The organism is Prevotella sp. kh1p2 (assembly GCF_900111525.1).
Lineage (GTDB): Bacteria > Bacteroidota > Bacteroidia > Bacteroidales > Bacteroidaceae > Prevotella.
Genome location: NZ_FOHY01000001.1, coordinates 36820 through 63056, shown reverse-complemented (window position 1 = coordinate 63056; position 26237 = coordinate 36820). Strand labels below are relative to the sequence as shown.

24 protein-coding genes are annotated in these 26237 nt (G+C 55.5%); 10 read left to right on the top strand and 14 right to left on the bottom strand.

The features are described 5' to 3' along the window. Positions 1-4: 4 nt before the first annotated feature. The 4 genes from BMW31_RS00360 to BMW31_RS00345 all read right to left on the bottom strand — a co-directional run bounded on the left by BMW31_RS00360 (position 5) and on the right by BMW31_RS00345 (position 9543). A complete protein-coding gene (locus BMW31_RS00360) occupies positions 5-2149 on the bottom strand; it encodes a S9 family peptidase (protein ID WP_091820194.1) in 2145 nt (714 codons plus the stop codon). A 46-nt stretch (positions 2150-2195) separates the two neighbouring features. Then, entirely contained in the window at positions 2196-3716 is a 1521-nt protein-coding gene (locus BMW31_RS00355; RefSeq protein WP_091819672.1) for a THUMP domain-containing class I SAM-dependent RNA methyltransferase, read from the bottom strand. Further along, positions 3700-4641: a serine O-acetyltransferase gene (locus tag BMW31_RS00350; protein ID WP_091819670.1), complete on the bottom strand. Its 942-nt coding sequence runs from the start codon at positions 4639-4641 to the stop codon at positions 3700-3702. Before BMW31_RS00350 ends, BMW31_RS00355 begins: the two co-directional genes overlap by 17 nt. Positions 4642-5214: 573 nt before the next feature. After that, on the bottom strand, positions 5215-9543 hold the full coding sequence (locus BMW31_RS00345) for an acyl-CoA dehydratase activase-related protein (RefSeq protein WP_091819668.1): 4329 nt from the start codon (positions 9541-9543) through the stop codon (positions 5215-5217). Between the two features lie 137 nt (positions 9544-9680). Between BMW31_RS00345 and BMW31_RS00340 the strand changes: the two genes are divergently transcribed. From BMW31_RS00340 to BMW31_RS00320, 5 genes are all read left to right on the top strand, one after another. Then, positions 9681-10382, top strand: coding sequence for a head GIN domain-containing protein (locus tag BMW31_RS00340; RefSeq protein ID WP_094148823.1), 702 nt, complete (start codon positions 9681-9683; stop codon positions 10380-10382). Between the two features lie 304 nt (positions 10383-10686). After that, positions 10687-11412, top strand: a complete 726-nt coding sequence (locus BMW31_RS00335; protein WP_091819665.1) for a nucleotidyltransferase family protein — start codon at positions 10687-10689, stop codon at positions 11410-11412. After that, complete coding sequence (locus tag BMW31_RS00330; RefSeq protein WP_091819662.1) at positions 11409-12236, top strand: ATP-grasp domain-containing protein; 828 nt, start codon at positions 11409-11411, stop codon at positions 12234-12236. Before BMW31_RS00335 ends, BMW31_RS00330 begins: the two co-directional genes overlap by 4 nt. After that, positions 12199-13146, top strand: a complete 948-nt coding sequence (locus tag BMW31_RS00325) for a CDP-alcohol phosphatidyltransferase family protein (RefSeq protein ID WP_091819660.1) — start codon at positions 12199-12201, stop codon at positions 13144-13146. The genes BMW31_RS00330 and BMW31_RS00325 overlap by 38 nt, the downstream gene beginning before the upstream one ends. Further along, a complete protein-coding gene (locus BMW31_RS00320) occupies positions 13143-13853 on the top strand; it encodes an HAD family hydrolase (protein WP_410524419.1) in 711 nt (236 codons plus the stop codon). The genes BMW31_RS00325 and BMW31_RS00320 overlap by 4 nt, the downstream gene beginning before the upstream one ends. Here the strand turns inward: BMW31_RS00320 and BMW31_RS00315 are convergent. The 4 genes from BMW31_RS00315 to BMW31_RS00300 are packed head-to-tail and all read right to left on the bottom strand — an operon-like array spanning position 13822 to position 16224. After that, positions 13822-14673, bottom strand: coding sequence for a phosphatase PAP2 family protein (locus tag BMW31_RS00315; protein ID WP_091819654.1), 852 nt, complete (start codon positions 14671-14673; stop codon positions 13822-13824). The two genes, BMW31_RS00320 and BMW31_RS00315, sit on opposite strands and share 32 nt — an antisense overlap. Before the next feature lie 11 nt (positions 14674-14684). Then, positions 14685-15335: a CDP-alcohol phosphatidyltransferase family protein gene (locus tag BMW31_RS00310; RefSeq protein ID WP_091819650.1), complete on the bottom strand. Its 651-nt coding sequence runs from the start codon at positions 15333-15335 to the stop codon at positions 14685-14687. Beyond that, positions 15332-15766: a GtrA family protein gene (locus tag BMW31_RS00305; RefSeq protein ID WP_091819648.1), complete on the bottom strand. Its 435-nt coding sequence runs from the start codon at positions 15764-15766 to the stop codon at positions 15332-15334. The genes BMW31_RS00310 and BMW31_RS00305 overlap by 4 nt, the downstream gene beginning before the upstream one ends. After that, positions 15754-16224, bottom strand: coding sequence for a phosphatidylglycerophosphatase A family protein (locus BMW31_RS00300; protein ID WP_091819646.1), 471 nt, complete (start codon positions 16222-16224; stop codon positions 15754-15756). The genes BMW31_RS00305 and BMW31_RS00300 overlap by 13 nt, the downstream gene beginning before the upstream one ends. Before the next feature lie 377 nt (positions 16225-16601). Here BMW31_RS00300 and BMW31_RS00295 point away from each other — a divergent pair, with 377 nt between their 5' ends. After that, positions 16602-19148 (top strand): DUF5686 and carboxypeptidase-like regulatory domain-containing protein, encoded by a 2547-nt coding sequence (locus tag BMW31_RS00295; RefSeq protein WP_091819644.1) that lies wholly within the window; start codon positions 16602-16604, stop codon positions 19146-19148. Here the strand turns inward: BMW31_RS00295 and BMW31_RS00290 are convergent. Continuing rightward, positions 19145-19501: a DUF190 domain-containing protein gene (locus tag BMW31_RS00290; RefSeq protein WP_091819642.1), complete on the bottom strand. Its 357-nt coding sequence runs from the start codon at positions 19499-19501 to the stop codon at positions 19145-19147. The genes BMW31_RS00295 and BMW31_RS00290 overlap by 4 nt on opposite strands. A 171-nt stretch (positions 19502-19672) precedes the next feature. Between BMW31_RS00290 and BMW31_RS00285 the strand changes: the two genes are divergently transcribed. Continuing rightward, on the top strand, positions 19673-20155 hold the full coding sequence (locus tag BMW31_RS00285) for a PaaI family thioesterase (RefSeq protein WP_091819640.1): 483 nt from the start codon (positions 19673-19675) through the stop codon (positions 20153-20155). A gap of 17 nt (positions 20156-20172) precedes the next feature. Next, entirely contained in the window at positions 20173-20811 is a 639-nt protein-coding gene (locus BMW31_RS00280) for a response regulator transcription factor (protein ID WP_091819639.1), read from the top strand. Between the two features lie 292 nt (positions 20812-21103). Here BMW31_RS00280 and BMW31_RS00275 read toward each other — a convergent pair whose 3' ends face one another. The 5 genes from BMW31_RS00275 to BMW31_RS00255 all read right to left on the bottom strand — a co-directional run bounded on the left by BMW31_RS00275 (position 21104) and on the right by BMW31_RS00255 (position 24675). After that, complete coding sequence (locus BMW31_RS00275; protein ID WP_091819637.1) at positions 21104-21850, bottom strand: MBL fold metallo-hydrolase; 747 nt, start codon at positions 21848-21850, stop codon at positions 21104-21106. Between the two features lie 413 nt (positions 21851-22263). Next, positions 22264-22854 carry a DUF4230 domain-containing protein gene (locus BMW31_RS00270; protein ID WP_091820193.1) on the bottom strand — a complete coding sequence of 197 codons (591 nt, stop codon included), beginning with the start codon at positions 22852-22854 and terminating at the stop codon, positions 22264-22266. A gap of 88 nt (positions 22855-22942) precedes the next feature. Next, entirely contained in the window at positions 22943-23617 is a 675-nt protein-coding gene (locus BMW31_RS00265) for a DUF4230 domain-containing protein (protein WP_177166244.1), read from the bottom strand. A 167-nt stretch (positions 23618-23784) separates the two neighbouring features. Next, entirely contained in the window at positions 23785-24027 is a 243-nt protein-coding gene (locus BMW31_RS13225) for a hypothetical protein (RefSeq protein ID WP_143049118.1), read from the bottom strand. Between the two features lie 27 nt (positions 24028-24054). Next, positions 24055-24675, bottom strand: a complete 621-nt coding sequence (locus BMW31_RS00255; protein ID WP_091819631.1) for a hypothetical protein — start codon at positions 24673-24675, stop codon at positions 24055-24057. Between the two features lie 293 nt (positions 24676-24968). On the opposite strand from BMW31_RS00255, the gene BMW31_RS00250 reads away from it, so the two are divergent. After that, positions 24969-25376, top strand: coding sequence for a hypothetical protein (locus tag BMW31_RS00250; RefSeq protein WP_091819629.1), 408 nt, complete (start codon positions 24969-24971; stop codon positions 25374-25376). Positions 25377-25539: 163 nt separating this feature from the next. Further along, complete coding sequence (locus BMW31_RS00245) at positions 25540-26127, top strand: DUF4738 domain-containing protein (RefSeq protein ID WP_255404761.1); 588 nt, start codon at positions 25540-25542, stop codon at positions 26125-26127. Positions 26128-26237 lie beyond the last annotated feature (110 nt).

Below are 26237 nucleotides of genomic sequence, written 5' to 3'. Positions count from 1 at the left end.
CAGTTTATTCTTTTCCGAGAGGTTTCAGGTAATCTTCAAAATACTGCGTGATGCGCTCGTGTAAGTGCACGCTCTGGTGGCCTCGCATGTTGTGTGGCTCGCCCGGATAGACAAAGAAGTCGGGCTGCGTGCCGGCCTGTATGCACTTTGCTATGAAGGAGAGGCAGTGCTGTGGCACCACGGTGAGGTCGTTGTAGCCGGTTATTATCTGCAGTTTTCCTTTCAAGTCTTGGGCTTTGTTGAGCAGAGAAGTCTTCTCATAGCCCTCCGGATTGGTTTGCGGAGTGTCCATGTAACGCTCTCCGTACATCACTTCGTACCACTTCCAGTCTATCACCGGGCCTCCTGCTACGCCCACTTTGAACACGTCGGGGTAGTTGGTCATCAGCGAGATGGTCATGAATCCGCCGAAGCTCCAGCCATGAACACCGATGCGGTTGGCATCAACGTAGGGCAGCGATTGGAGGAACCGGACGCCTTGCATCTGGTCTTTCATCTCCTCCTGGCCTAACTGCCGGAAGGTTGCCTGCTCAAAGTCCTTGCCCCGGTTCTCGCTTCCGCGGTTATCGATGATGAAGAGCAGGTAGCCTTTCTGCGCCATGTAGGTTTCCCAACCGCGGCTTCCGTAGTGCCAGCGGGCGTCTACGTTGTGGGCGTGAGGGCCGCCATAAACGTACACAACGGTAGGATACTGCTTGTTGGAGTCGAAGTTCACGGGCTTCACCAGCCTGTAGTAGAGGTCGGTTGTGCCGTCGGCAGCCTTGATTATTCCGCATGAGTAATCGGGCACGTTGTAGCCTTTCCAAGGGGCGGTGGCGGTGAAGAGGCGTTTTACCTGCCCGTTCTCGCAGTTTACGAGGTCGATGTTGCGGGGCGTGGTGGGGGCGGAGTAGTTGTCGGCTACATACTGTCCGCTCTCGCTCAGCTGGCCATTGTGCCAGCCGTTGGTAGCTCCCATGCAGGCGCGTTTGCCGCTGTTGATGTCTACAATGAATACATTGGCCTGTATGGGGCTTATCTCGTTGGACTGAATAACGATGCTCTTGCGCTTTGTGTTGAAGCCCAGCACATCCATGACCACCCACTTTCCCTTTGTTATCTGCTTGAGTTCGCGGCCTTGGGTGTCAAAAAGATACAGGTGGTTGAAGCCGTCTTTCTGGCTTTGGAGGATGAACTTGCTGCTGTCCCAGGGCAGAAAAAGGATGGGATGGAGGGGCTCCACGTACTTTGCATCGGTCTCGCGGTACAGCTCCTTCAGCTTTTCGCCCGTCTGTGCGTTGTAGCTCACGAGCCTGCAATCGTTCTGGTCGCGGTTCAACTCGAACAGGTAAAGCGTCTTGCCGTCGGGACTCCAGCTGATGTTCGTGAAGTATCGGTCGGTCGGGTCGCCAGCTTTCAGGTACACGGTCTTCTTCTTTTCCACGTCGTAAACGCCCACTGTAACCTTGTGACTGGTTTCTCCGGCCATGGGATATTTGTCGGGCTGATACGTTGCTATGCGCTGGAAGATGTCTACCTGCGGGTAATCTTTCACCATGCTCTGGTCCATCCGGTAGAACGCAAGGCGCTTGCCGTCGGGCGACCAGTATGTACCTTTGCTGATGCCGAACTCATCCCGGTGTACACTTTGCCCGTAGACGATTTCCCGAGAGCCGTCGGTGGTGAGCTGCTGCTCGTGTCCGGCGCCGTCGGTCACGTAGAGTTGGGCGTCTCTCACAAAGACCACGCTTCTTGAGGCAGCGCACCAGTCGGCATGCGATTGCCCCGGCGTGTCCTGGCTCCATTCCATTTTCTTCTTACGGAAGTTGTAGAGCACGCGCTTCCGGCCGTTCTCTACGAGTGCGAGCGGCTTGTCTGCGTAGGGGAAAGAGGCGTTGTAAACGGCGTGGAAATCATCTGCGCCATTGGCTTTGTTGAGCTCGGCCAGGGTGAAAAGCGGCGTTTCGCGGCCTGTCTGCTTATTAACAAGGTAGCAACTCTCCACGTCCAGCCGCACCAACTCATCGCCCCACCAGCCGTACCACTTGTTCTGGGGAACCATGTTGCGGTAGTTGGTGCCGCCGAAGTTCAGATCTTCGAGTGTAAATTGCTTGAGTTCCTGTGCCATTGATGACTGAAAGCAGAGCGTAAGCAGCAGAACGGTCAGCATGAGGCCGGCCGTTGAGAGGCGTCCACCTGCCGGATGGGTTGCCGAATTAGTTGTCATGATCGAATCTCCTGTTCTTTTTTGCAAATCCGCCACGTTTGTCTCCCTTGTCGAACTTGCGCTTTCCGTCGCGGTCGTCGAAGCGTCTGCCGCCTCTGCCTTCCGGCTTCCGGCCGTCTCGGTCGTTGAACCTGCGGCCCCGCCGGTCGTCTGTGCGGCGCTCGTCGCGGTCTTTCCATTCCCGTCGTCCTGGCCTTTCGTCGTCGTGGTTGCCGAAGGAGTGGAACTTGAAGGAGCGTATGTCGCCCTCTTCATTTTCCTCTTTCTCGTCCAGCCGCTTCTTAAATTCGCGCTCCTTCTTGAACCGGTGCTTCTGTGCCATTTCCGTTTTCTCCTCTTCGGTCTTCACAATACCGCCGTCAGAGCGGAAGTCTTTCATCTTGCCATCGAACATCTGGTACCGGCGGAACTCACATTCAAGCGAACCGTTGTACACGGGTATCTTGATGCTTGGCTTGAGTCCGATGGCCTCGAAGCACTCTTCGCGGTACGAGAGTATCCAGGCTTCGTTGCCCATGAACTGGTGTTTCAGCCTTTCTCCTATCACTTTGTAGGTGTTCAGCAGGTTAGGAGTCGAGATGCGTTCGCCGTACGGCGGGTTCATTACCATGATGCTCTTCTCCCGGGGCTGTGTAAAGTCCTTGATGTCCTGCTGCTCCACGCTGATGTCCTGCGTCAGCCCGGCCGCGCGCATGTTGATGCGGGCGGTGTTGACGGCCTTCATGTCTACATCATATCCATAGATGTGGTGAGTGAACTCGCGCTCCTGAGAGTCGTCGTTGTATATGCTGTCGAAGAGTTCTTGGTCAAAGTCAGGCCACTTCTCGAATGCGTAGCCCTTGCGGAAGATGCCCGGGCTCATGTTGTGAGCTATGAGGGCAGCCTCTATGAGGATGGTGCCGGAGCCGCACATGGGGTCGATGAAGTCGGTTTCACCCTGCCATCCGGTCATCAGAATCATGCCGGCGGCAAGCACCTCGTTAAGCGGTGCCTCCACGCTCTCCTGCCTGTAGCCGCGCCGGTGCAGGCTTTCGCCGCTGGAGTCGAGGCAGAGCGTGGCGTCTTCATCGGCTATGTGGATGTGCAGCCTGATATCGGGATTGGATACGGAGATGTTGGGCCGGTCGCCCGTATGCTCGCGAAACTGGTCTACGATGGCGTCCTTTACCTTATAGGTAACGAAGCGCGAGTTGCGGAACTCTTCGGAGTAGACCACTGAGTCGACGGAGAACGTCTTGCCCTTCTCTATGTACTGGCTCCAGTCCAGCTTCTTTACTTCCTCGTAAACGTCCTCGGCCGAGCGGGCCTTGAAGTGCTTCACGGGCTTCAGTATGCGGATGGCGGTGTGCAGCTGGAAGTTGGCACGATACATCATCTCCTTGTTTCCGGTGAAGGAGACCATCCTCCGGCCTATTTGTACATTGTTGGCACCCAGCTGGGTGAGCTCTTTCGCCAGGACTGGTTCCAGTCCCATGAAGGTCTTGGCGATGAGTTCAAATTCCTGTTCCATTATCAAATTCTATGTCTAAGTTGCTTATTTGTTTTCTTTTAAATTTCTTTGTCTTGGGCTTCATGTCCTCAGTAATCCAGATGTTGGCACCCACCACGCAGCTCTCGCCGATGGTTATGCGGCCCAGAATGGTGGCGTTGGAGTAGATAACCACGTTGTCCTTGATGATGGGATGGCGCGGAATGCCCTTGATGGGGTTGCCCTGGGCATCGAGCGGGAAGCTCTTTGCGCCCAGCGTTACGCCCTGGTACAGCTTCACGTTGTTGCCTATAACGCACGTGGCGCCTATGACCACGCCCGTGCCGTGGTCAATCGTGAAGTATTCTCCTATGGTGGCGGCGGGATGGATGTCGATACCTGTCTCCGAGTGGGCCATCTCCGTCATCATGCGCGGTATGAGGGGCACGCCCATGAGCAGCAGCTCGTGGGCAATGCGGTAGTTGGTCAGCGCCTTGATAACGGGGTAGCAGGAAATTACCTCGGCGTAAGTTTCGGCCGCGGGGTCGCCGTTGTAGGCCGCCGTAACGTCGGTGGCGAGCATCCGGCGTATCTCCGGCAGCCGCGTGATGAGGCTCGTTGCCATCTCTTCTGCTTTCTCCCTGCGCCGGCACAGCTGCTCCTGCGTCTCCACCAGGCATGTATCCGTAAAGCAGAGACCGGCCAGTATCTGGTCGGAAAGCAGCTTGTGCAGCCGCTCCACATTAACGCCGATGTGGTATTTCAGCGTGCGCGTGTTGACCGAAGACTTGCCGTAGAAGCCCGGAAAGATGATGGAACGTGACAAGGATATGATTTCTTCGAGTGCCAGACCCGAAGGTAACGGATTGCCGTCACGGTGTTCGTGAAACAAGCCCTTGAGCGATTCGGCAGCGCTTAGCCGTTCGATGACTTGTGTCAGCACATGAGTTTGTTCTTGGGTACTCATTTAGCTCTTTACTCTGTATCAATACTTTCAGAGCACAAAAGTACGAATAAATCTTGAAACAACGACGCTTGAGGAAACGATTTTTTACTAATTGAGAATTGAAAGTTGACAATTGATAATTATGATTGGTCGTAATTGAGAATTGAAAATTGACAATTGAGAATGATGATTGGCTGGAATTGAGAATTGAAAGTTGACAATTGAGAATGATGATTGGCTTTTTATTTGAGGTGCGGAATGAATAAGAAAAGGCTGCTTTTAGGTTTTTCAACCTGCAAAGCACTCCTTTCAGTACTGCAAAACACATCCTGCCAAGTTCCTGTGAGCGGCGGATTGAGGTGTTAAAGATATGCTTCAGGAACTTTCGACAAGTGTCGCACGATTGTGTGACAGGTGTCGAATATATGTGCGACACTTGTCGAAAGTTCCCGAAGGTGCCATTTGGCACCGCCGGAGCATGCTGATGATAACCTCGGAGCATGCTGATGAGGGCACGGAAAGAGGCTTCCGTGCAGGATGATTGAGTTCTGTAAAGATATATGGAGAGTAAATTCCGGCCGTTGCCCTGTGCTGTCAGGCACGGGCAACGGCGGCGTTTCCAGCCTCGGCGGTGCCGCTTTCGGCTCCCGTGGCGGCACTCTTGAGGAACAGTATCAACCTGTTGGTTACGTTCACGGCACTCACGCCCGAGTCAAAGTCGAGCGAGAGCAGGTTCAGGTCAGGATAGTCGCGGTGCAGCCTTTTCTCTATTCCCTTGCTTACCACATGGTTGGCAATGCACCCGAAGGGCTGTAGCGAGACGATGTTCCTTACACCCTCCTTTATCAGTCGGATGATGTCGGCCGGCAGCAGCCATCCTTCGCCGAACTGGGCAGCCATCGACACCACGTTTCCTACGCCGTGGGCATCGTCAAATATGTTGGTAAATTTCCTGAAATAACGGAACTCCGAGCACGCCTTGTTTACCTTGTTGATGCGCCGCTGGATGAGTTCGTGAATGCCGCGCACCACCATGTCGGGCACGCGAGAGCAGCTCAGACCCAGGTGCTTCTGCGTGAGCACGTTGACGAACTCCTGCAGGAAGAACGGCGCAAGCAGCGGGGGCACCACCTCGAAGCCGCGGGCTATCATCTGGCCGGCCAGGAACTGGTGGGCAAAAGGATTGAACTTGAGGAATATCTCGCCCACAATGCCCACCTGGGGCACCTCCCTGTTAACCGTTGCTGCATTGAATTCGGCCGCTGCCCGGCGCAGCAGGTCCATCATGGCGTGCACGTCGTTGGCCCTTATCGGCGCGTCGGCAGCCTGCATGTAGTGGTCGCGCAGCCGTGCGGCGGTGCCTTCCGTGCCTTCCCGCACGATGCAGGCGTGGTACATCTGCGATATGGCGTCGCCGTAGAGCAGTGTCATCACTATCATCGAGGCATATTTCACCCATGGTATCTCGAAGCCTTGCTGCTCATTCTCCTCGCCCGCGTTGGTGGCTACTCCAAGCGTAATGAGCGGCACGTCGGCAAATCCGTTGGCCACCATGGCGCGCTTGATGAGGCCCGCATAGTTGGTGGCGCGGCACTGTCCGCCCGTCTGGCTCATGGCTACGGCCGTGTTCTTGAGGTCGTAACGCCCCGAGCGCAGTGCCTTCACCACGTCGCCCACGATGAGAGTTGCCGGGTAGCACACCTCGTTATTGGCGTATTCAAGGCCCAGCCGGGCGCTTTCGTCGTCGCTCTGGGGCAGCACCTCGCAGTCGTAACCGCACAAGTTGATAATTGCGGGCAGCAGTGGAGTGAGGTATTCGGTAAAGTACGGGGCCAGTATCTTGCGCCTCACGTCCTGGTTTCCGAACACTCGCGTGGCTCTGAGCGGCTGCGCCTGGCGTGCCGGGGCTTCGTCTTTCTTGGCTTTCAGGCTCTCTATGAGCGAGCGTACGCGCAGCTTCAGGCTGCCGATGTTGCTCACGTCGTCAATCTTGAGCAGTGTAAACGGCTTGCCGTGGCGGCTCAGTATGTCGCGCACTTCGTCCTGGATGAAGGCGTCGGGGCCGCATCCAAAGCTCGTCATCTGCACAAAGTGCACGTCGTCCGGCTGCAGGGCGGCCCACTGCCCGGCCTTTACAATGCGGTTCATGTAGGCCCACTGCTTCACGAGATAGGTCTCTCCGGAGTCGGTACTCAGGTCACCGCGCACCATGTCGTCGCTTATCACGTCCACTCCCAGTGCCGCTATCATCTCCGAGAGCTTGTGTTGTATGAGCGGGTCGGTATGGTATGGCCGGCCTGCCAGCACGATGGTGAGGCGTCCCTGGCGCCTGCTTTCGGCGCGTATCTCCTCACATTTCTGCCTCAAACGTACCGTGTACTGCCGCTGGGCGGCCACAGCGCGGTCGAAGGCGGCGTTTATCACGCTCCGTGCTACGCCCAGTCCTTTGAGGTAAACGGTAACTTGCTTCTTCAAGAGTTTGGGGTTCGCGAAGTTGATAACGGGCGAGTCGAGGGGTATCTTGGGCTCCATGGCGCTGCGTATCACGTCGGAGTAGGCCGACACAATGGGGCAGTTGTAGGAGTTCATGGTGCGTTCGTCGTCGTTGTGTTCGTAGACCACGTATGGCATCAGTATGCGGTCGGCCTTCTGCTCCAGCTCACGGATGTGGCTGTGCACCAGCTTCGCGGGGAAACAAATGTTGTCGCTCATGACCGTATGCAGTGCTCCCTCGTAGTTGGTGAAATTGGACGGCGAGCTCAACACGACCCGGAAGCCGGCCTGCTGCATGAGCGTGTGCCAGAAAGGATAGTCCTCGTACATGTTCAGAACGCGCGGAATGCCGATGCGCAGCTGTCCTTCCTTCGGCTTGTCCGCTTCGTCCGGCGTTCTTTCTTCATCGAACAGCAGGTGGTACTTGTACGGGTAAATATTCTCGCCCTTAACCTTTTGCCTGCCGTAATTGTTGAATACGCGCTCGCACTTGTTGCCAGAATAGAACTTGCGGCCGCCCCCGAACCGGTACATTGTTACGTAGCAGCGGTTCTCGCAGCCCTTGCACTGCAGGTTGCGGGTCTGGAACGAGGCGCCGTCGAGCAGCATCTCGAGCGTTACGGCGCCGGCTCCGGTCTCGCGGCTTGCATCCGGTTGGGCCAGCGCATGCAGTGCGCAGCCGTATGCGCCCATCATTTCGGGCATGTTGCTGCGGGCCACCTTGGCGCCCGTAAGCAGCTCGAAGGCGCGCACCACGGCATCGTTGCGCATGGTGCCGCCCTGCACCACGATGTTTGCTCCCAAGGTGTCGTGGCCTTGCAGTTTAAGAACTTTGTACAGGCAGTTCTTCACCACCGAGTATGCCAGTCCCGCCGAGATGTCTGCTATGCTTGCTCCCTCGCGCAAGACCTGCTTCACCTTGGAGTTCATGAACACCGTGCAGCGCGTTCCGAGGTCGCAGGGAGAGGGCGCGGTGCAGGCTATGTTGGCAAAGTCTTGTATCTGGTAGCCCAGGTTGTTGGCAAAAGTCTGGAGGAAAGTGCCGCACCCCGAGGAGCATGCTTCATTGAGTTCCATGCGTACAACGGCCCCGCGGTCAACGAAGATGGCCTTCATGTCCTGCCCGCCGATGTCGAGGATGAAGGTAACTCCGGGCATCAGGCTGGCTGCGGCCTGGTAATGAGCCATGGTTTCTATGATGCCCGAGCCCAGGTTAAAGGCCGACTTGATGAGCTCTTCGCCGTAACCGGTGGAGCAGCTCCCCACTACCGCCAGCTCGCAACCGGCCTGCCGGGCCTCCTGCTGCATCTTCTCGAGCCCGTTCTTGACGGCCTGGATGGGGTTGCCAAGGTTCGATGTGTAGTATGAAAAGAGGATATCGTGCCCCTTGACATCGTCCGGCCGGCTGCCGGAGGCATCAAGTGCGATGATTTTAGTGGTCGTTGAGCCGCTGTCGATGCCGATAACAACGGGCTGCCTGCCCGCCTTCATGGGCTGTACCTGCATGGCGTACTGCTGCTTGGAGGCTGTCCAGGCGCGGTGCTCGTCTTCGTTGTCGAAGAGCGGAGCCAGGTCGCTGTGCCATGAGAGCTTGCGTTTGGTGTCTATGAGCTTGCGTAGATGGGACAGGGTCACCGTTTCCTGCTTCTCGCTGCTGTGCAGGGCGCATCCCACTGCAGGTATCAGGTTGCTCCGGTTGCTTACGATGAAGTCCTTCTCGTCCAGCTTCAGATAGTCGGCAAAGGCCTTGCGCAGGGCCGGAAGGAACGTAAGCGGACCGCCGCAGAGCAGGATGGGCGGCGTAAAGTCGCATCCGTGCGACAGCGTAGTGACTGTTTGAACGGCGATGGAGTGGAAGATACTGGCCGCAATGTCACTCTCCGGAAGGTTTCGGGACATCAGGTTCTGGATGTCGGTCTTGGCAAACACGCCGCAGCGTGCAGCCATGGGATAGATGTGAGTGGCCTGCATGGCGAGCTCGCTCATGCGGTTGTTCTCCGTTCCCATTAGCACACTCATCTGGTCGAGGAATGCTCCGGTGCCGCCGGCGCAGTTCCCGTTCATGCGTAACTCGGTGTTGCGGCCGTTGAAGAACACAACTTTGGCATCCTCGCCCCCTATGTCGATGAGGGCTTTAGCTTCCGGATGGCGCCGCCGGGCGTAGATAGTGGCGGCCACAACCTCCTGTACGAACTCGGCCCCGAGCTGCTCCGCCGTCGACATGCCTACCGAGCCGGTAACGCACAGGCTCACCTCAACGTCGCCGAACTGCCCCTGCAACTCGTCGATATAGCGCGACACGAGCTCGCCAACACGCGCGTTGTGCCGCTCGTAGCGTGAATAGACAATGTTATCGTTGGCGTCTAAAGCGACTATTTTTGCTGTAGTAGAACCAACATCGAGACCTAATCGCAGGCGTGAGTTGTACATTCTGAAATCTCCTATGTTTCTATGCAAAAATACGAAGAATAACTTAGACGTCGAAATATTTTTGCGTTTTTTACACCTCTCTGCAACTTTTAGAGCACGTTTTGCGTCAAACGGACAGCAACAAAACCTGTAAGAAGATGAAGAAAACAACCTGTCTGCTGGCCCTTGTGGCCGTGGCAACGATGGCATCGTGCCGCGTAAGGACCGTGAACCATGACAATGGGCCCAAAGTGGAACGTGTAGTAAAGGTGGTGCCGTTTGAAAGGATAAAGGCCGAAACTGCCTGCGACGTCTATTATACGCAAGGAGATGTGCCGAGTGTGAAGATTGTCGGTGACGAGCGTGACGTGAAGAACGTGGTCATATCGGCCCGTAACGGCGAACTGAACATCCGCAGCGCCATGCGGCAACGCCTCCTGAACCTGAGCCGCCAGCACCCGGTAAAGGTCTACCTTACCTCGCCCGACCTCATCGAAGTAGACTTCCGCGGCGTGGGCGGCTTCTATGCCGACGGCCGGATAGATACCGACACGCTGGCCGTAGCGCTGCGCGGCGTGGGCGACGTGAAGCTGGAAGACGTTATCTGCGACCATATCAAGGTGCGGCTGGAGGGCCCCGGCGACATTGACATCGACAAGCTGCAGGCCCAGCAGGCAGATGTAACCCTGCGCGGCGTGGGCGACATTGACATCAACTTCGTGAACTCGGGCAATGTGAACTGCACGCTCTACGGCGTGGGCGACATCTCGCTCAAGGGCAACGTGCGCACTTTTAGCAAGGACAAGAAAGGAACGGGCGACATAGACACCGACGGACTGGTCGTGGCACGCCCCAATTGAGGGTGCTGAAGCTATGCTTCGCGAACTTTCGACACTTGTCGCACGATTGTGTGACAAGTGTCGAATTCATGTGCGACAAGTGTCGAAAGTTCACGGATGTGCCTTTCGGCACCTTTTCGGTTATCTTCCAACCACCCCGGAGTGGGGCTGTTTCACCGCCGCTTGGTCTTGTCCGCGGGCTGCATCGCCGCAAGACGGAGCGCCCGCAGGCAGCGGCCGGCAAAGTGAAATTAAACTTAAAAGTTTCATCTTTCCGTGAGAATTGTGTATCTTTGTGTGACCTTATACGGAAAGAACGAAACAAATGAACTATGCAATCATAGCTGCCGGCGCCGGTTCCAGGCTGGCAGCCGAGGGCGTAAGGCAACCCAAGCCGCTGGTTGAGGTGGGGGGCGAGTGCCTGATAGACCGACTCATCCGCATCTTCATGCAGAACGACGCCCACCAGATTAGCGTTATCTGCAACCAGGAGGCCCATGCAGTGAGCCGGCACCTGCTCTCCGTCAAGGAGAACGGCCTGCAGGGGAGGCCCGTACCGCTGCGTTTCATCGCCAAGAGCACGCCCAGCTCCATGCACAGTCTGTACGAGTTGCAGCGGATTATGGACGGCGGGCCGTTCGTACTCACAACAGTAGACACGGTGTTCAGTGCAGGCGAGTTCGGCAGGTTTGTCCAATCGTTCGCCGAAACATTGCAGCAAGGCCTCGACGGACTGATGGGCGTAACCCCGTACGTGGACGATGAGCGGCCGCTTTACGTCGAAACGACCGCCGAGGGCAGGGTTGCCGGCTTCCGGGATGACAGCACCCGCGGCTGCACCCGTGTCTCTGCAGGCATCTACGGGCTCGGTTCCGCCACGCTGCCCACACTCCGCGCCTGCGTTGAGGGCGGCGAGAGCCGCCTGCGCAGCTATCAGCGGGCGCTGCTGCGCGACGGCTGCCGGCTGCGGGCATACACCTTCGGCAAGGTGTTCGACATCGACCACGCCTCGGATATAGCCAAGGCAGAACTCTTTCTGGCACGCGAATGAGACGACACATCATAGCCATACAGCGCGATGCGGGCTTCTCGCCCAACTCCGTAGACCGTGACCAGGCCATCCTGCAGGCCGTAGCCGAAGGGCTGGAGGGTGATGTCAGCGTGGTTCCGGAGCTGGAGCTGGCGGCCTGCAGCACGGCCCACGTCTACCTGTCCATGGCTCGCAGCCCGCAGGCTCTGGCGCTGCTGGAGCAGCGGGAGCGCGAAGGGGCGCTCGTGATTAACAGCACCCGGGGCGTGAGGGCGTGCAGCCGCAAGACCATAGACGGCCTCATGCGCCGCTGCGGCATACCGATGCCGCCGCCGTACACCGCCGGCAGCTGCTGGCTGAAGCGTGGTGAAGGCTACGTGCAGAGCCGCGACGACGTGGTGTTCTGCCGCGACGAGGCCGAACTTGCTGCCGCCCGCCGCCGCTTCCGGGCACGAGGCATCGGCGAGACGGTGGTCAGCACTCACGTGGCAGGCGACGTTATCAAGTTCTACGGCGTAGCAGGAGGCTTCTTCCGTTACTTCTATCCGGCCGACGACGGTCTCTCCAAGTTCGGCAACGAGCGTCATAACGGCCGGGCGCACCATTACCCCTTCGCCGCCGCTGACCTGCAGCACGACGTCCAACGGCTTGCCCGGCTGGCGCAGGTAGAGGTCTATGGCGGCGATGCCATCGTGGGTGCCGACGGCCGCTACTATCTTATCGACTTCAATGACTGGCCCAGTTTCTCGCCTTGTTTTCAAGAGGCAGCCCGTGCCATTGTACATCTCATCAACTCGAAAATGCACCATGACAGATTTCAAGCAACTCTTACACAACTCTTTTAAGTCCAACGAGACCGAAGAATGGTTAGACATACACTTCACGAGGCCCGTAGGCTTGGTGTTTGCCATGCTGTGGCAACGCCTCGGAGTCAGGCCCAATGCGGTCACGCTGCTGTCCATCGTGCTGGGTGCTGCGGCCGGTTACATGTTCTACTTTACCGATCTGGCGCACAATCTGGCCGGTGTGGCGCTGCTGGTTCTGGCCAATCTCTGCGATTCTACCGACGGTCAGCTGGCCCGCCTCACCCATCAGACCTCGGCGCTGGGCCGTGCGCTCGACGGCTTCTCGGGCGAGTTGTGGTTCTTCTGCATCTATCTGGCGCTGGCATTGCGGCTCGACGGGCAGTTCATGCCTTACACCGACGTGGAGTGGGGCATCTGGATATGGGCGCTGGCGGCCGTCTCCGGGCTTATTTGTCATTCGTCTCAAAGCTCGCTGAGCGATTATTACAGGCAGATACACCTCTACTTCCTGCAAGGCAACAAGGAGCTCGACAGCTATCGCAGTCAGCTTGCAGTCTACGGACAGACGCCCCGCGAGGCCGTCGTGCTGCGCCTTTACCATTACTTCTACGCCCATTACTGCAAGCGGCAGGAGGCTCGCACGCCTGCTTTTCAGCAGTTCTTCGCCCTCTGGCAGCAGGCTGCGGCCGGTCCGCAGGGGACTGCCGGCACCGCCGCAGTGCGTGAGCAGTTTCTCCGGGGTAGTCGACGGCTGATACCGTACACCAACATCCTCACCTTTAACGTGCGTGCACTGGTGCTTTATGTCACCTGTCTGGCCAACTTCCCGTGGGTGTATTTCTTCTTTGAAATTACCGTCCTGCACGCCCTCTACATCTATATGCACAAGCAGCACGAGGCCTTGTGCAGGCGCATGAGCGAACAGCTGACCGGTCAATCCAGGCAATGATGATAAAAGGATATATTTTCGATTATGGCGGAACGATAGATACCGACGGCTGCCATTGGGCAAAGATGCTGTGGCATGCGTATGAGCGCCACTGCCCGAGCATACGGGAAGCCGACTTCCGCGAGGCCTATGTCTACACCGAACGTGCGTTGGGCAGGCAGCCCATCATACAAAGTGAGTACACTTTCCACCGCACCCTGGACATCAAACTGCGCCTGCAGCTGTCTTATTTGCTGGAGAAAGGCATCCTGACCTGTACCGGCAAGGCTGCCGCCACGTTGCGCCAGGACCTGCTAAGCGACCTTTACGCCAGGGTGCAGGCTACCTGCAAGGCCAGCCGGAGCGTGCTGCTGAGGCTGAAAAGGGATTGTCCGCTGGTGCTGGTGAGCAACTTCTACGGCAATCTGCACGTCGTCTTGCGCGAGTTCGGGCTTGATGACGTGTTCCTGAGTGTGGTGGAATCGGCGCTCGTTGGCGTGAAGAAACCCGACGAACGCATCTTTCTCCTGGGCGTGCAGCAGTTAGGCGTGCAGCCCGGAGAGGTGATGGTGGTGGGCGACAGCTATGAGAAAGACGTGCTGCCTGCCAAGAAAGCGGGCTGCCAAGTTACCTGGCTGAAGGGTGAGCAGTGGCTCGAAAGCCTCGCGGAGAATGCTCCCTGCGCGGCCGACAGGGTTATTTCGAGCCTTCAGGAGTTGCTGCAATGAAGGCTGCATACCTGTCCAGGCCCCGCCGGATGCAGGGAACGCGGAAGATGACCAGCTCCAGCAGCCCTATTCCTACGATGGCCGTAAGGATGCCGAGGATAACATCAATCACGTAATGGTGGCCGGTGTACACGGCCGTCCACCATATCCCGATGCAGATAAAGGCAAAAGCAGCCGTCATGCCCTTCGTCCGCCGGCTTGCAAAAGCATAGATGGTGGTTATTAGCATGTAGGCAGCGTGGAGCGAGGGAACGGCAGCGAACACGTTTGCATTTTCTCCGTAGATTTGATGAAACACCGGAATGCCGAGCAAACTGTCGAACCTCGCCAGCCCTGCTACGTTGCCCGGGGTGTGCAGAATGGGCTCAAAACCGTAGCTCATGGCGTACCAGGGCGGGGCTGCGGGATGGATGTAATAGCCGCAGAAGCCTACAAGATTAACGAAAAGGAAAGCTATCGTGAAGCGGAGAAACCACCTGTACTGCCGCTTGAAGTACAGATAGAAGCTGAAAAACAGCGGCACCGGAACCCAACACAGATAGAAGAGACCCGCCAGAACATCGGCCGCAGCGGCGTGGTGGATGGCAAAATACTCGCTCGGAATGAGCCTGCCGCCCGCCGTGCTGATGCCGAAGAGGGCCTTCTCGGCATCGTACAGCCCCTTGACGTCAATGGAGTTGAACTCGTAGTTGGGCCAAAGCCGCATCCAGTCGTAGGTACATGCGAAGACCACCCACGGCAGAAAAGCCGCCGCAAACTTCCTTGTGGGCTTGGCAACAACCAAGATCACGTACAAAAGAACAATGTAAACGCTGTACATCTGCCCCTGTCTTACTCCCTGCCTTTTAGTTCCCGATAACAGTGAGCCACTCTCCAGAAAGCTGTGATGTTGGCCAGCACGGCTATTACCATCATGCCGCCGGCCAGCCACCACAGGTTGGCGGTGCAGCCGCTGACGATGGCCACCACGGCCAGAACCACCACCCGCTCGGGGCGCTGCATCAGTCCCACCTTGCAGTCTATGTCCAGTCCCTCGGCTCTTGCGCGCACATAGCTCACCATGATGGAGCCAACCATCGCCGCAAAGCTCGTTACCCCCATCCAGAACCAGTTGTTTTCGAGGAATACGAGGGTAACACCAAAGAGCGTGATGAGCTCGCTGTAGCGGTCGAGAGTAGAGTCCCAGAGCGCTCCGAAGGCAGAAGACATGTTGCCCAGGCGTGCCAATCGGCCGTCCATCATGTCGAACAGTCCGGCAAAGAGGATGATGGCTCCTCCCCAGCCTATAACAGCGTACGCACTGTCAGCCTGCCCGTCCTTCATCAGCAGGGCTCCCCAGACAAAGAAAGCCGTAGCCACGATGTTGCCGATAAAGCCCAGCGTGGTAACGAGGTTAGGCGTAAAACCAATCTTTATCATCCCTCTGATGAGCGGATTGATGATGACATATATCACTTTCTGTAAGTAATCTCTGTAATTCATATATCGTTCTTGATTTTAATTTCATCCCTTTTCCGGTGGCTCCTGAATACAAAGAGCCGCTGCATCTGGTAATTCCAGAGCACTGCTACTATGATGGAGACGGCTGCCTTGATGATGATGAAGCTGATACCCGTAAGTTCAGTGAAGAAGTAAGTGCCGTAGGTGTTGAGTGCTATGCTTACTGTCCACACCAGGAAGTACTTGAGCGCCACGTTGCTCTTCTTCTGCGACTGCGACCGGAACACCCAGCGGTAGTTGATGCAGCAGTTGACGATGCCGCCCGACAAGGCTCCCAGGAACGAGGCCAGGGCATACCACACGCCGCATACCTGCGCCAGCAGGATGGTGATGCCGAAGTCTGCGGCCGATGCTATGCTCGCCGAAGTCTCCGCCTTGCCAAAAGTCCAGATGGCGTTCCTTATGTTACCCATTGCGTCAGCAGTATAACAACCAGCGAGTAGAGGCCGGCCAGAATGTCGTCGGCCATTACCCAGAAAGCCCCCACGCGCCTGTCGAGGGCGCGGATGCCCAGAGGTTTGGCGATGTCGAAGAAGCGGAAGAGCACAAAAGCCCACAGAGCGAGCGGCCAGCTCAAGGCCGGCACGGCCAGCAGAGGTATCCACACGCCCACCATCTCGTCTACTACCACCCGCTTGGGGTCGTTGCCCCAGGCCGGCATCAGCCGTGCCGTAGCCCACGTTCCGGCTGCGCCGAAGACGATGCAGAGCCCCAGCGTGAGGAGAGCGAGTGCCCAGCCTTGCACGAAACAGCCCGCCGCCAGCCATACGAGGGTGGCAAGCAGTGCGCCCGCAGTTCCCGGTCCCCAAGGCCAGAAGCCACTGCCAAAGCCCGTTCCGATGAGAATCGCAAAAAACGATGGTCGTGTCATACGAATGTGCAAAGGTACTGAAAATATTCAAGATACGCACACCGAGACGGGAAAAATTCCGAAATTGCGCTTTTTACGCATCCCTCTCAGGGGCTTGAAGACCATGAGCAGGAACTTTCGACACTTGTCGCACGATCGTGCGACACCTGTCAAACAATCATGCGACAAGTGTCGAAAGTTCCCGAAGCATACCTTCATGCACCCCCGACGCCTGCGGCAAGGAGCCCGGCCGACTGCTCCGCGGAGTGCCTTCCGGCCCCTTTTCTTGCTTCGTAAACACTTAAAAAGCGCAAAAAGTTTTCTTGTGTCGCAACAAATGCTTAACTTTGCAGATTATTTAGGATAATGTAGTTTTTCTGATTAGTCACGGATAGAAGATGAAGAAATATATATTGGCGTTACTGGTGTGCATCATCACGTCCCTGGGTGCAGCCGCTCAGGACAAGATTACCGGCCAGGTAGTTGATGCCGACGATGATTACGCCATCCCTTATGCCAGCGTTTCGTACAAAGGACACCAAGTAGCAGTGTCGTGTGACGGTGAAGGCCGCTTTGCCATCGACCGTCACGACGGCTGGGTTCTCACGTTCAGTTCCGTGGGATATGCGTCACAGGTGCAGACCGTAACGCCCGGCACCAAGACCGTCAAGATAGCTCTCAAGAGCTCGACCAACAAGTTACAGGAGGTTGTCATCAAGTCGCGCCGCGGCCGCTACACGCGTAAGAACAACCCGGCAGTGGATCTCATGCGCCGTGTGATAGCCGCCAAGAAGCGCACTCACCTGGAGAACCACGACTACTATCAGTACAACAAATATCAGAAGCTGACCTTCGGCGTCAACGACATCCAGCCCACGGACCTCGAGGAGGGCATTTTCAAGCGCTCGCCCTGGCTGGTAGACTATGTTGAAATGTCGCAGTACAACAACAAACTCATTCTGCCGCTCTCGGTGAACGAAACCGTGAGCCAGCACATCTACCGCAAGGAACCCCGCACGGAGAAAGACATTATCAAGGGAGAGCAGAGCGACGGGCTGAACAACGTTATCCAAACGGGCGAAATACTCAATACAGTTTTGAAGGATGTGTTTACCGACGTGGATATTTACGACGACCACATCCGCCTGCTCCAGTATCCTTTCACCTCGCCGATTGGCGAGACAGCCATCTCGTTCTACCGCTATTACATCGAAGATACGGTCTACGTAGACCGCGATTTGTGCTATCACTTGCAGTTCCTGCCCAACAATCAGCAGGATTTCGGCTTCCGTGGAGACCTCTATGTGCTGGCAGACTCGTCGCTGCACGTAAAGCGCTGCGACATGATAATACCCAAGAAGAGCGACGTGAACTTTGTGGAGAACATGAAGATACAGCAGGTTTTCAGCAAACTTCCTAACGGGGAATGGGCGCTTACGACCGATGACATGATGGCGGAACTTAAACTCAACAAGTATCTTGCTAAGGCTATCTGCATCCGGACGACACGACTGAGCGACTATGCGTTCGACGAATTGCCCAAAAACCTGTTCAAGGGAAAGGCCAAGACACGGCGGGAGGTCGACGCGATGGACCGCGACGAGGCCTTCTGGAACCAGTACCGGGCGGTGGAACTCACCAAGTCGGAGTCGTCCATGGATGCCTTCATCCACCGCATGGAGCAGTCCAAGAACTACAAGTGGCTGCTGGCAGGCGTCAAGGCGCTGGTAGAAAACTACGTTGAAACATCGGGAACGAAGGAGAACAACAAGTTCGATATCGGCCCCATCAATACCATCGTCTCCTCTAACTTTGTGGACGGGCTGCGTCTCAGGATGAGTGGAAGGACCACGGCAAGGCTGAATCCGCACCTTTTCTGGACGGGTTTCTACGCTTATGGCACCAAGAGCAGGCGCCATTATTACGGCTCCGAGCTCACTTACAGCTTCAACCGGAAGAAGAATGCGTGGTTTGAATTCCCCCAGCAGAGCATCACCTTCGAGTCAAGTTACGATGTCATGTCGCCTGCGGACAAGTTTCTGCTGCACAACAAGGATAATGCCTTCATGGCATTCCGTACGCAGAAAGTGGAGCAGATGTACCTTTACAACCGCCAGCACCTGCGCTTCAACTTCGAGACTCTGTGGGGATTGAGCTTCAACGGAGGCATTAAAGCCGAGAGCGACCAGCCTATGGGCGACCTTGTTTTCAGCAAGCTGGCCGACGGCTCCTTAGTTCACAAGATACGAACGACCGAAGTTTCGCTCGGCATTAAGTACAGTCCGGGCCAGACCTTTGTAAACACAAAACAGCAGCGCCTGCCCATCAACCTGGATTCTCCGGAGTTCACGCTTACCCACACCATGGGACTGAAGCACTTCCTCGGCGGACAATACAAGCTCAACTACACCCAGCTGAACATCTACAAGCGCTGGTGGCTGGGCAGCTGGGGCTACGTTGACACCCATCTCGACGGCGGGGCACAGTGGAACAAGGTGCCTTTCCCGCTGCTCATCATGCCGCCCGTCAACGTAACTTACTTTGAGTACGAGGGCACCTTCTCACTAATGCGCAACATGGAGTTCCTCAACGACCGCTATGCCTTTTGGTCCATAGCGTGGGATATGAATGGAAAGCTGCTCAACCGGATACCGCTCATCAAGCATCTTAAGTGGCGTGAGTACGTTGCCTTCAAAGGTATGTTCGGCCAGCTCACCGACAAGAACAACCCGTTCCTGGCCTCCAATGCCGCCGACCCGTTGCTTTTCAGCTTCCCGGCAGACTCATACGTCATGGATTCCAAGAAGCCTTACATGGAGATAGTGGCAGGAGTACACAACATCTTCAAGTTCTTCGGCGTCGATTTTATCCACCGTTTCAACTACAACGAGCACCCGGGAACAAAGAAGAACGGCGTGAGGTTCAGCTTTGCCCTGAGCTTCTAATCGCGGTTTTGGCCGTGCTTGATGTAGAGGATATCTACATCCTGCATCGTGACCAGGCACCCCTTGGGCTGCTCCTGCAGGATGGGGGCGACGGTAGCCATGAAGTCCTGCACGGCTGCCTGGCTGTCTATGATTTCTATAGTCACCGGAACTTTCTCCGCGTTGGCCCAGGAATCGAGGGGCAACAGGTCGGAGCTGGTGCCGTAACCCATCACTCCCTTGTAAATGGTGGTGCCGGCCATGCCCAGTTCGCGGGCCGTGCGCACCAGTACCTGGTACAGAGGCTCGTTGCGATAGGCATCGGTATTGCTGACGTATATTCTGAGTTTCTTCGCTTTTTCGTTTCTTTCCATGGCTCTTTTGGTATTTGTTAGTTGTGCAAATATAATAAAATAATGAGCTCGAAAGCATCAGATTACGAATTTATTTATATATTTTTGCACAAACCACAGGTGCATCCTGCCTTCCGCGGTGGCAGAAATACCGCTCGTGGAGGCCTGTACCCGGTGCTAAAATTGCTGCTTATGAGAAAGATAAAGAACCCCTGGCTACATCAAGAAGGATACGACTGCTTTGGCTGCAGCCCCGACAATCCCATCGGACTGCACATGGAATTCTACGAAGACGGCGACCAGATAATCTCCTACTGGCGGCCGCAAGAACACTTGCAGAGCTGGGTCGGCGTGATGCACGGCGGCATTCTGGCCACGCTGGCTGACGAAACGGCCGGCTGGGTCATAACCCGCAAGCTGCAGACTACCGGACTCACCACCCACCTCGACCTGCGTTACCATCACCCCGTGCGCGTAACGGACGACTTGACCATACGCGCCTGCATACGGGAGCAGAAACGCAGCATGGTGTTTATCGACGTGCAGATAGAGAATGCCGATGGAACAGTGTGCGTAGAGGGCACCGCCACCTATTATGCCTGCAGCCGGGAGCAGGCCCAGGAGATGGGATTTACGCACTGCGAGCTGGAAGACGAGCAGCTGTTACCGATGTAGAAACCTTACGCCAGCACATGAACATACTGATTGCCGACAATCAAGGCATCACCCGCGCAGGGCTGATGTACCTCTGCGAACGCATGACCGGGGTGGAATACAAGTACGTTCCGGACAAGGCCGAACTGCTGCTACAGCTCGTGCAGCACCCCGGGAGCGTGGTTGTTGTGGACTACACGCTCTTCGACATCAACGATGCAGCCGAGCTGCTCATCCTCAACCAGCGCTTTCCGCAGGTGGAGTGGATGCTCTTCAGCGAGGACCTGAGCGTGGACTTCGTAAGGTTCCTGCTTGCCAGCAGCCAGCATTTCAGCGTGCTGCTCAAGGAGTCGCCCCTCTCGGAGATAAAAGAAGGGCTGGCCTACGCCGTCAGCGGGCGGCGCTTTATCTGCCAACGCATGATGGAGATGCTGCTCCATCCCGAGCCCGTAAGGGACGAAAAGGTAAACTTAACCAAGACAGAAACCGAGATACTGAAGGACATCGCCCTCGGCATGACTACCAGGGAGATAGCCGAGAAGCGCTTTTCCAGCTTCCACACCGTGAACACCCACCGCAAGAACATTTTCCGTAAGTTAGGCGTCAACAACGTGCACGAGGCCACGAAGTATGCCCTCCGCGCCGGACTTGTTGACTCGGCCGACTATTACATCTGACTTTTCGTACCGTTAAAAGGCGCTCCCAGGGGTGCCGGAATTACCCTCCGGGGGGCTTGAAGATATGCTCCTGGAACTTTTGACAGGTGTCGCACGGTCGTGCGACAAGTGTCGAAAGATTGTGCGACACCTGTCAAAAGTTCCAGAAGGTGGGGTGTTGGGTGATGAGTGCAGGCACGCAACACCCCGCATACAACCCCCGAGCTGCGTGCAGAGGCTGCATACGGAGAGACCGATGTCCGGTGCCTCGGGCTTCCCTATGGCACGTAATGTTGCCCGGAGCCGGCAGCGGCTACTTGAAGGAGCGCAGGCGCACGTCTATGCCCATGCCCTTGGTGGCTTCAACCATCTGCTCCGTGTCCGTATTACCAAAGTGGTAGGGGTACAGCACCTTGGGTTTAACCATGGCGGCAGCGCGGTGCAGTTGCTCGGGTGTCATGGTGTAGGGCTGGTTGCAGGGCATGAGGGCGATGTCGATGTCCCGTATCTGCGCCATTTCGGGTATGTCCTCCGTGTCGCCGGCAATGTAGATGCGCAGCCCGTCGAGCTGGAGGATGAACCCGTTGTCGCGTCCCTTGGGGTGGAACTGCGTATGACCGGGCGTTGTGTTGTAAGCAGCAACGGCGTAGAGCATGACGTCCGGCAAGAGTTGCAGTGAGTCGCCGTTGGCCATTACGGTACCGCTGCCCATCATGTCAAAGCACCGCCGGTTGAGTATCAGCTGCGTGTTGTCCTTGGTAAGGGCCTCGATGGCGGCCTTGTCGAAGTGGTCCTGGTGCTCGTGAGTTACCAAGATGAAGTCGGCCTTGGCCATTTTGGCGTAGTCGGTGGCCGGAGCAACGGCCTGGCCCACGGGGTCTATCTCGAACACCGTGCCGTTGTAGTTTATCTCCAGGCTGCCATGTTTGATGGGAGTGAGGGTAACGGACTTGCCGCTACGTGTCTTGAAAGAATCTTTTTCCATATCGTTTTGATTGTTGGCCTGCGTGCATCCCGTTATCAGAGTGACGCACAAGAGCAGTAGAAGTTTCTGTTTCATGTTGCGATGTGATTGGTTATAGCTGCGTAAAGGAAGCATTTTTTTCTGAATTGTGCAATCGTTTGCCCTCTTAAAATACATTTTTTATACAAATAACTGAACCTTTTGCATTTTTTGCCCCTAACTTTGTACCCGGAAACTTGTATTCTCGTTTTCAGGAATAGCATTCAATCAAGGAATTGGTTCTTGGTAAAAAAGATTGTTGAAGGTTTAGTTGTGAGTTATAAAAGTCAGGTGTTATTCTTGTAGAATAACGATTTTGAAGTATTATTAGGTTTTAAATGGTTTTAGTGATTGCAAATCCCCGGAGTGCTGCTCCGGGGATTTCTTGTACCAGGCGTGTGCCTTTTTACCCGCCGGGCGGTTGCCGCCGTCGGGCTGCAGGTTGTTGGCAGCGCGTTTAACGCGGCAGCTTATTTCTTCTTTTCCGGCTTTTCGAATGTCACCCTTACATGCTCAAAGCCCATGGAGCGCAGCAGGTTGTCGAACTGGCGGGCGGCATTCTGCTCGGCGCTGGCTATGTTGCGGCTGTTGAGGCAGCGCTCCTTCATCTTGCGGTAGGCCTTGCGGTAGAGTGCCTCGCGGTCTTGTTGGCTCCAGGAGCCCTCTTCGTAGAAGGATTTAGTCTTGGCTTCGTCGATAAAGTCCTCGTCGAGCAGCTTCACGGGCGGCAGCGTTGCCACTATTGTATCCTTGTTGGCCTTGAGCCATCCGGGCTTGGCTTCGTGCAGGTTTACGCCCAGCCGGAGGGTGCCGTAGTAGATGCGCACCAGCTCGTCGTCGCCAAAGAAGCCGTGCCTCACGGTGTCCACCAGCTCTTCATCGCTCACTGAGAGGAACTCCCATTCGCCTATGTCGCGTATGGAGCGCACCTGCGTGGGCGTGATGTCAATCTTGCCGTTCTGTTCCAGGCGCAGACTGTTGTCGCGGTTGAGCCATACAACGATGAAAACCACGGCCACCGCCAGCAGTACAGCAGAGAAGATGACCATCCATACCGTCATGGAGACGGTTTTGAGAAAGGAGAACAGGTCGTGCGAAAACGACGAGCCGGCCGGTACCGGCTTCTTTTCATCCGGCGTGGGGGTAGGGTTATTGTTTTGCATGTTCAACTGTCGTTTTGTCGATGATGGCGGGTATGTCGTCAAGAGTGAACTTCTTGCGGAAGGTGATGGTGATGTCCTGCTCCTTGTAACCCATCTGCACGATGATGGGAATGAGTGTGCGGGCGGCGCTGCTGCGTGCCATTTCGAATATCTGGAGCTGGGGCAGGTCGCGTATAACGGCCTCGCGGCCCTGGCGCTCGTAGCTGGTCAGCTCCTCGTCGGTAAAGTTGCCGCGTGTAAGAGCCACGTACTGCTTTACCTCCTCATGGTTAATCTTGGTGCTGGTGAGGGTGAGCCGAGGGTCGGGGAGGATGATTTCCACCTTGTCGCCGTGCTTCTTCACGTTGCGTTCGCTGAAGTCGGCAAAGTCGATGTAGGCCTTCACGGTGGCGTCTATGGGTATGGCCACCTTCCGTTTGCCAAGAGGCAGGTCGATGGAGAAGTCCTTGTTCAGGAATGTTCCGCTCAGTCGCTTGCTGTCGTCGTGTGTAATGATTTTGTGCAGGCGCATCTCCGTGGCGTACAGACGCGAGCACTTCTGTATCTGCATCACCATCATGGGAATGGTGTCTATGGGCTTCGACGTTGCTGCCGTCTTCTTTTCGGAGCACGAAAGCATCAACAGCGCGAGCCCTATAATATAAATAGGTAGTCGTTTCATCATCTTCTGGGTTGTGGTTTGCCGCTTATGTGTTGCGCGGACGCTGCAAATGTAGGCAAAAAAAATGACATGGCGCGCCGGCGGAGGCAAAAAGTGAGGTTGGTGCACGTGTTTATCGCTTCCGCCGGAGCCATCCTGCCGGCCGAATGGCTTGGGCTATCGGCAGTCTATGACTTCTTTCCTTTGTGCCAAAGGCAGATGAAGAGGATGACTAAGAGGACAAAATGAGCAAGAACAAGAAGCCCTATCCGGTCAATCTGTGATATGGTATAGCCCTTTACATCGGCTATGGTGATAAACGCTCCTTTATAAGTTTGTATGCCTATTCGGGCACTTGTCACGGCATAGTAGTCGTATGCAGCCAGTGCCAATAAGGCAACTACGCCTGTAATCTTTTGGTATCGTTTCATCTGTAGGGTGCTTTCGGGATTGTTGTTTCAGGTTGTGGAGTAGCATAAGTCGTTCTGGTTCCAAAGGCGGAAGAACTCTTCCTTGCTGATGCCTTCCTCCGGTTGCAGGCTGTAGGTTAACCGGCACTCATGTCGGTAGTCCTCTATCTGGGCAATCAAAGCGTCAAATTCGGGAGAAACGAGTGTTTCGGCATCCTCTTGCTCCGCTTCTGTCATCTCTTCCCAAGACTTGTCTGGGTAGCCGCAGAACTCCATGCTGCCGTCTTGCTTTGCCCACACAATCTTGCTGCATTCGTGGGCGGGCTCCTCTACTTCTATATAGAGGTGTTCTCCGTTGACGTTAATGTGCCAATAGGTTAGTGATTTTTCTTTCTTCATATTCGCGCTCTTAGTTTCCTGTAATTCATTTCCTTTCCGCCAGAGACAGATAAAGAGGAAGACGGAAAACAGCAGGCTGATGACCAAAGCGATGGAAATGTGGGTAACGAGGGTATAGTAATTCTCTACCATTCCCCATTGTTTATCTGATTGGGCAAATGGTTCCACCATGTACTTCATGTCGACCAGGGCGTTTATCCACACCCAGAAGCCGGTCCAGGCAATGCCGGCCAGGATGACAATCCCTGTAATCTTCTGCCAAAGTTTCATCTTTTTGTATTTCTGATATTTGCGTTTTCATGCCGGAAACAGGCCAGTGAAGAAGCCGTTGAGGCTGTTGTGGCCGTATTTCTTCATTGAGCTTGTCTTTAAATAGCAGGTTTATCTGCGGACAGGACAAATATAGCAAAAATATGTCAAAGAGTATTTTATTCGGATTAAAAAGTGCAGGAAGATTAAACTTTATATCCTGCGGCGCGTCAAACAATCAGTTACAACAAAATAAAATGTACGGGGCATGACCAGGAGTCGGCCTCTATAGGAAACTTAAAAGAACAGAGAATATGAAGAAAATGTTACTGGCCATGGTGGCCGTTTTGGCAATGAGCACATCTGCTTTTGCACAGGAAAAACAATGTAAGGAACAGTGCGGCAAGTGTTGCGACACTACCCAGGTGAAACAAGACCGCACCGACCGCATGGTGAAGCGGTATAACCTGACCGACAAGCAGGCTGCCAAGCTGCGCAAGTTGAATGAGGAGTATGCCGACAAGCTGCCGATGGGCCGCTTCCGTGGGGAGAGGAAAGACTTCAAACTCAGTCGTGAGGAAGTGCAGAAGAACCGTGCAGCCTATGAAAAGGAACTGAAGGACATCCTCGGCGACGATGTTTATGCCAAGCTGCAGCAAGACCGAAAGCAGCGTAGGCAGGGCTTCCATCACCGTCCACAGCGTCTGCCGGGCAATGATTAAAGGCCGGTTGGCCTATGGAAACCGAACATTCATCACCTTGTGTGATGTCTCCATAAGGGTATGAGATATGCTCGGGATAGCAGGCACCTCCATTTTTTGGAGGTGCTTTTTATGTTTATACCAACTATTTTTACTACCTTTGCCCCCGTTAATGAAGCAAACAATGAAGATTTCATGCTCTGCGCTCGCCGCGTTGATGATGCTTTGCAGCCTTGCCGGGTGCAAGAAGAAAGTTGAATCAACGGATATCATCGCCAAGAAGCCCGTCATCGTAAAGCCCGTTGGTACCAAGAAGATGGGCGACTATTCGCAGTCGCACAAGATAGAGTGGCTGGGCAGCACCTATACCGTGGGCATCCGGTTCGCTGCGGACACATCGTTGCCGACCGTACTCGACGGCAACCAGAAGTATTACGACAACAAGATAACGCTCCGCATCACCCGAAAGGACGGCTCGGAATTCTTCAACCGCACGTTTACGAAGGGTGATTTTGCCGCTTACATAGGCGAGAACTACAAGAAGAACGGTGCGCTGACGGGCATTGTCTATGACCGTACGGAGGGCGACATGCTGTTTTTTGCAGCCAGCGTAGGGTCTCCCGACAAGAGCAGCGACGACTTTATTCCGCTTGTCTTGAAGCTCTCACGCTTCGGCGAGGTGAGTATCAGCAAGGATACTCAGCTGGATACGGGCGGCAGTGCGGCCGAAGGAGGCTCCGAGATTGATGCCGCCGAGGCTGAAGGAATGTAGCTCCAGGCGCGTTACCTTATATATATTATAGCAAAAGGACTATGCAGAAAAGCGGTGAAACATCACCTTTCTGCATAGTCCTTTTTGTTTCCGGGGCTGTTGGTTGTTGT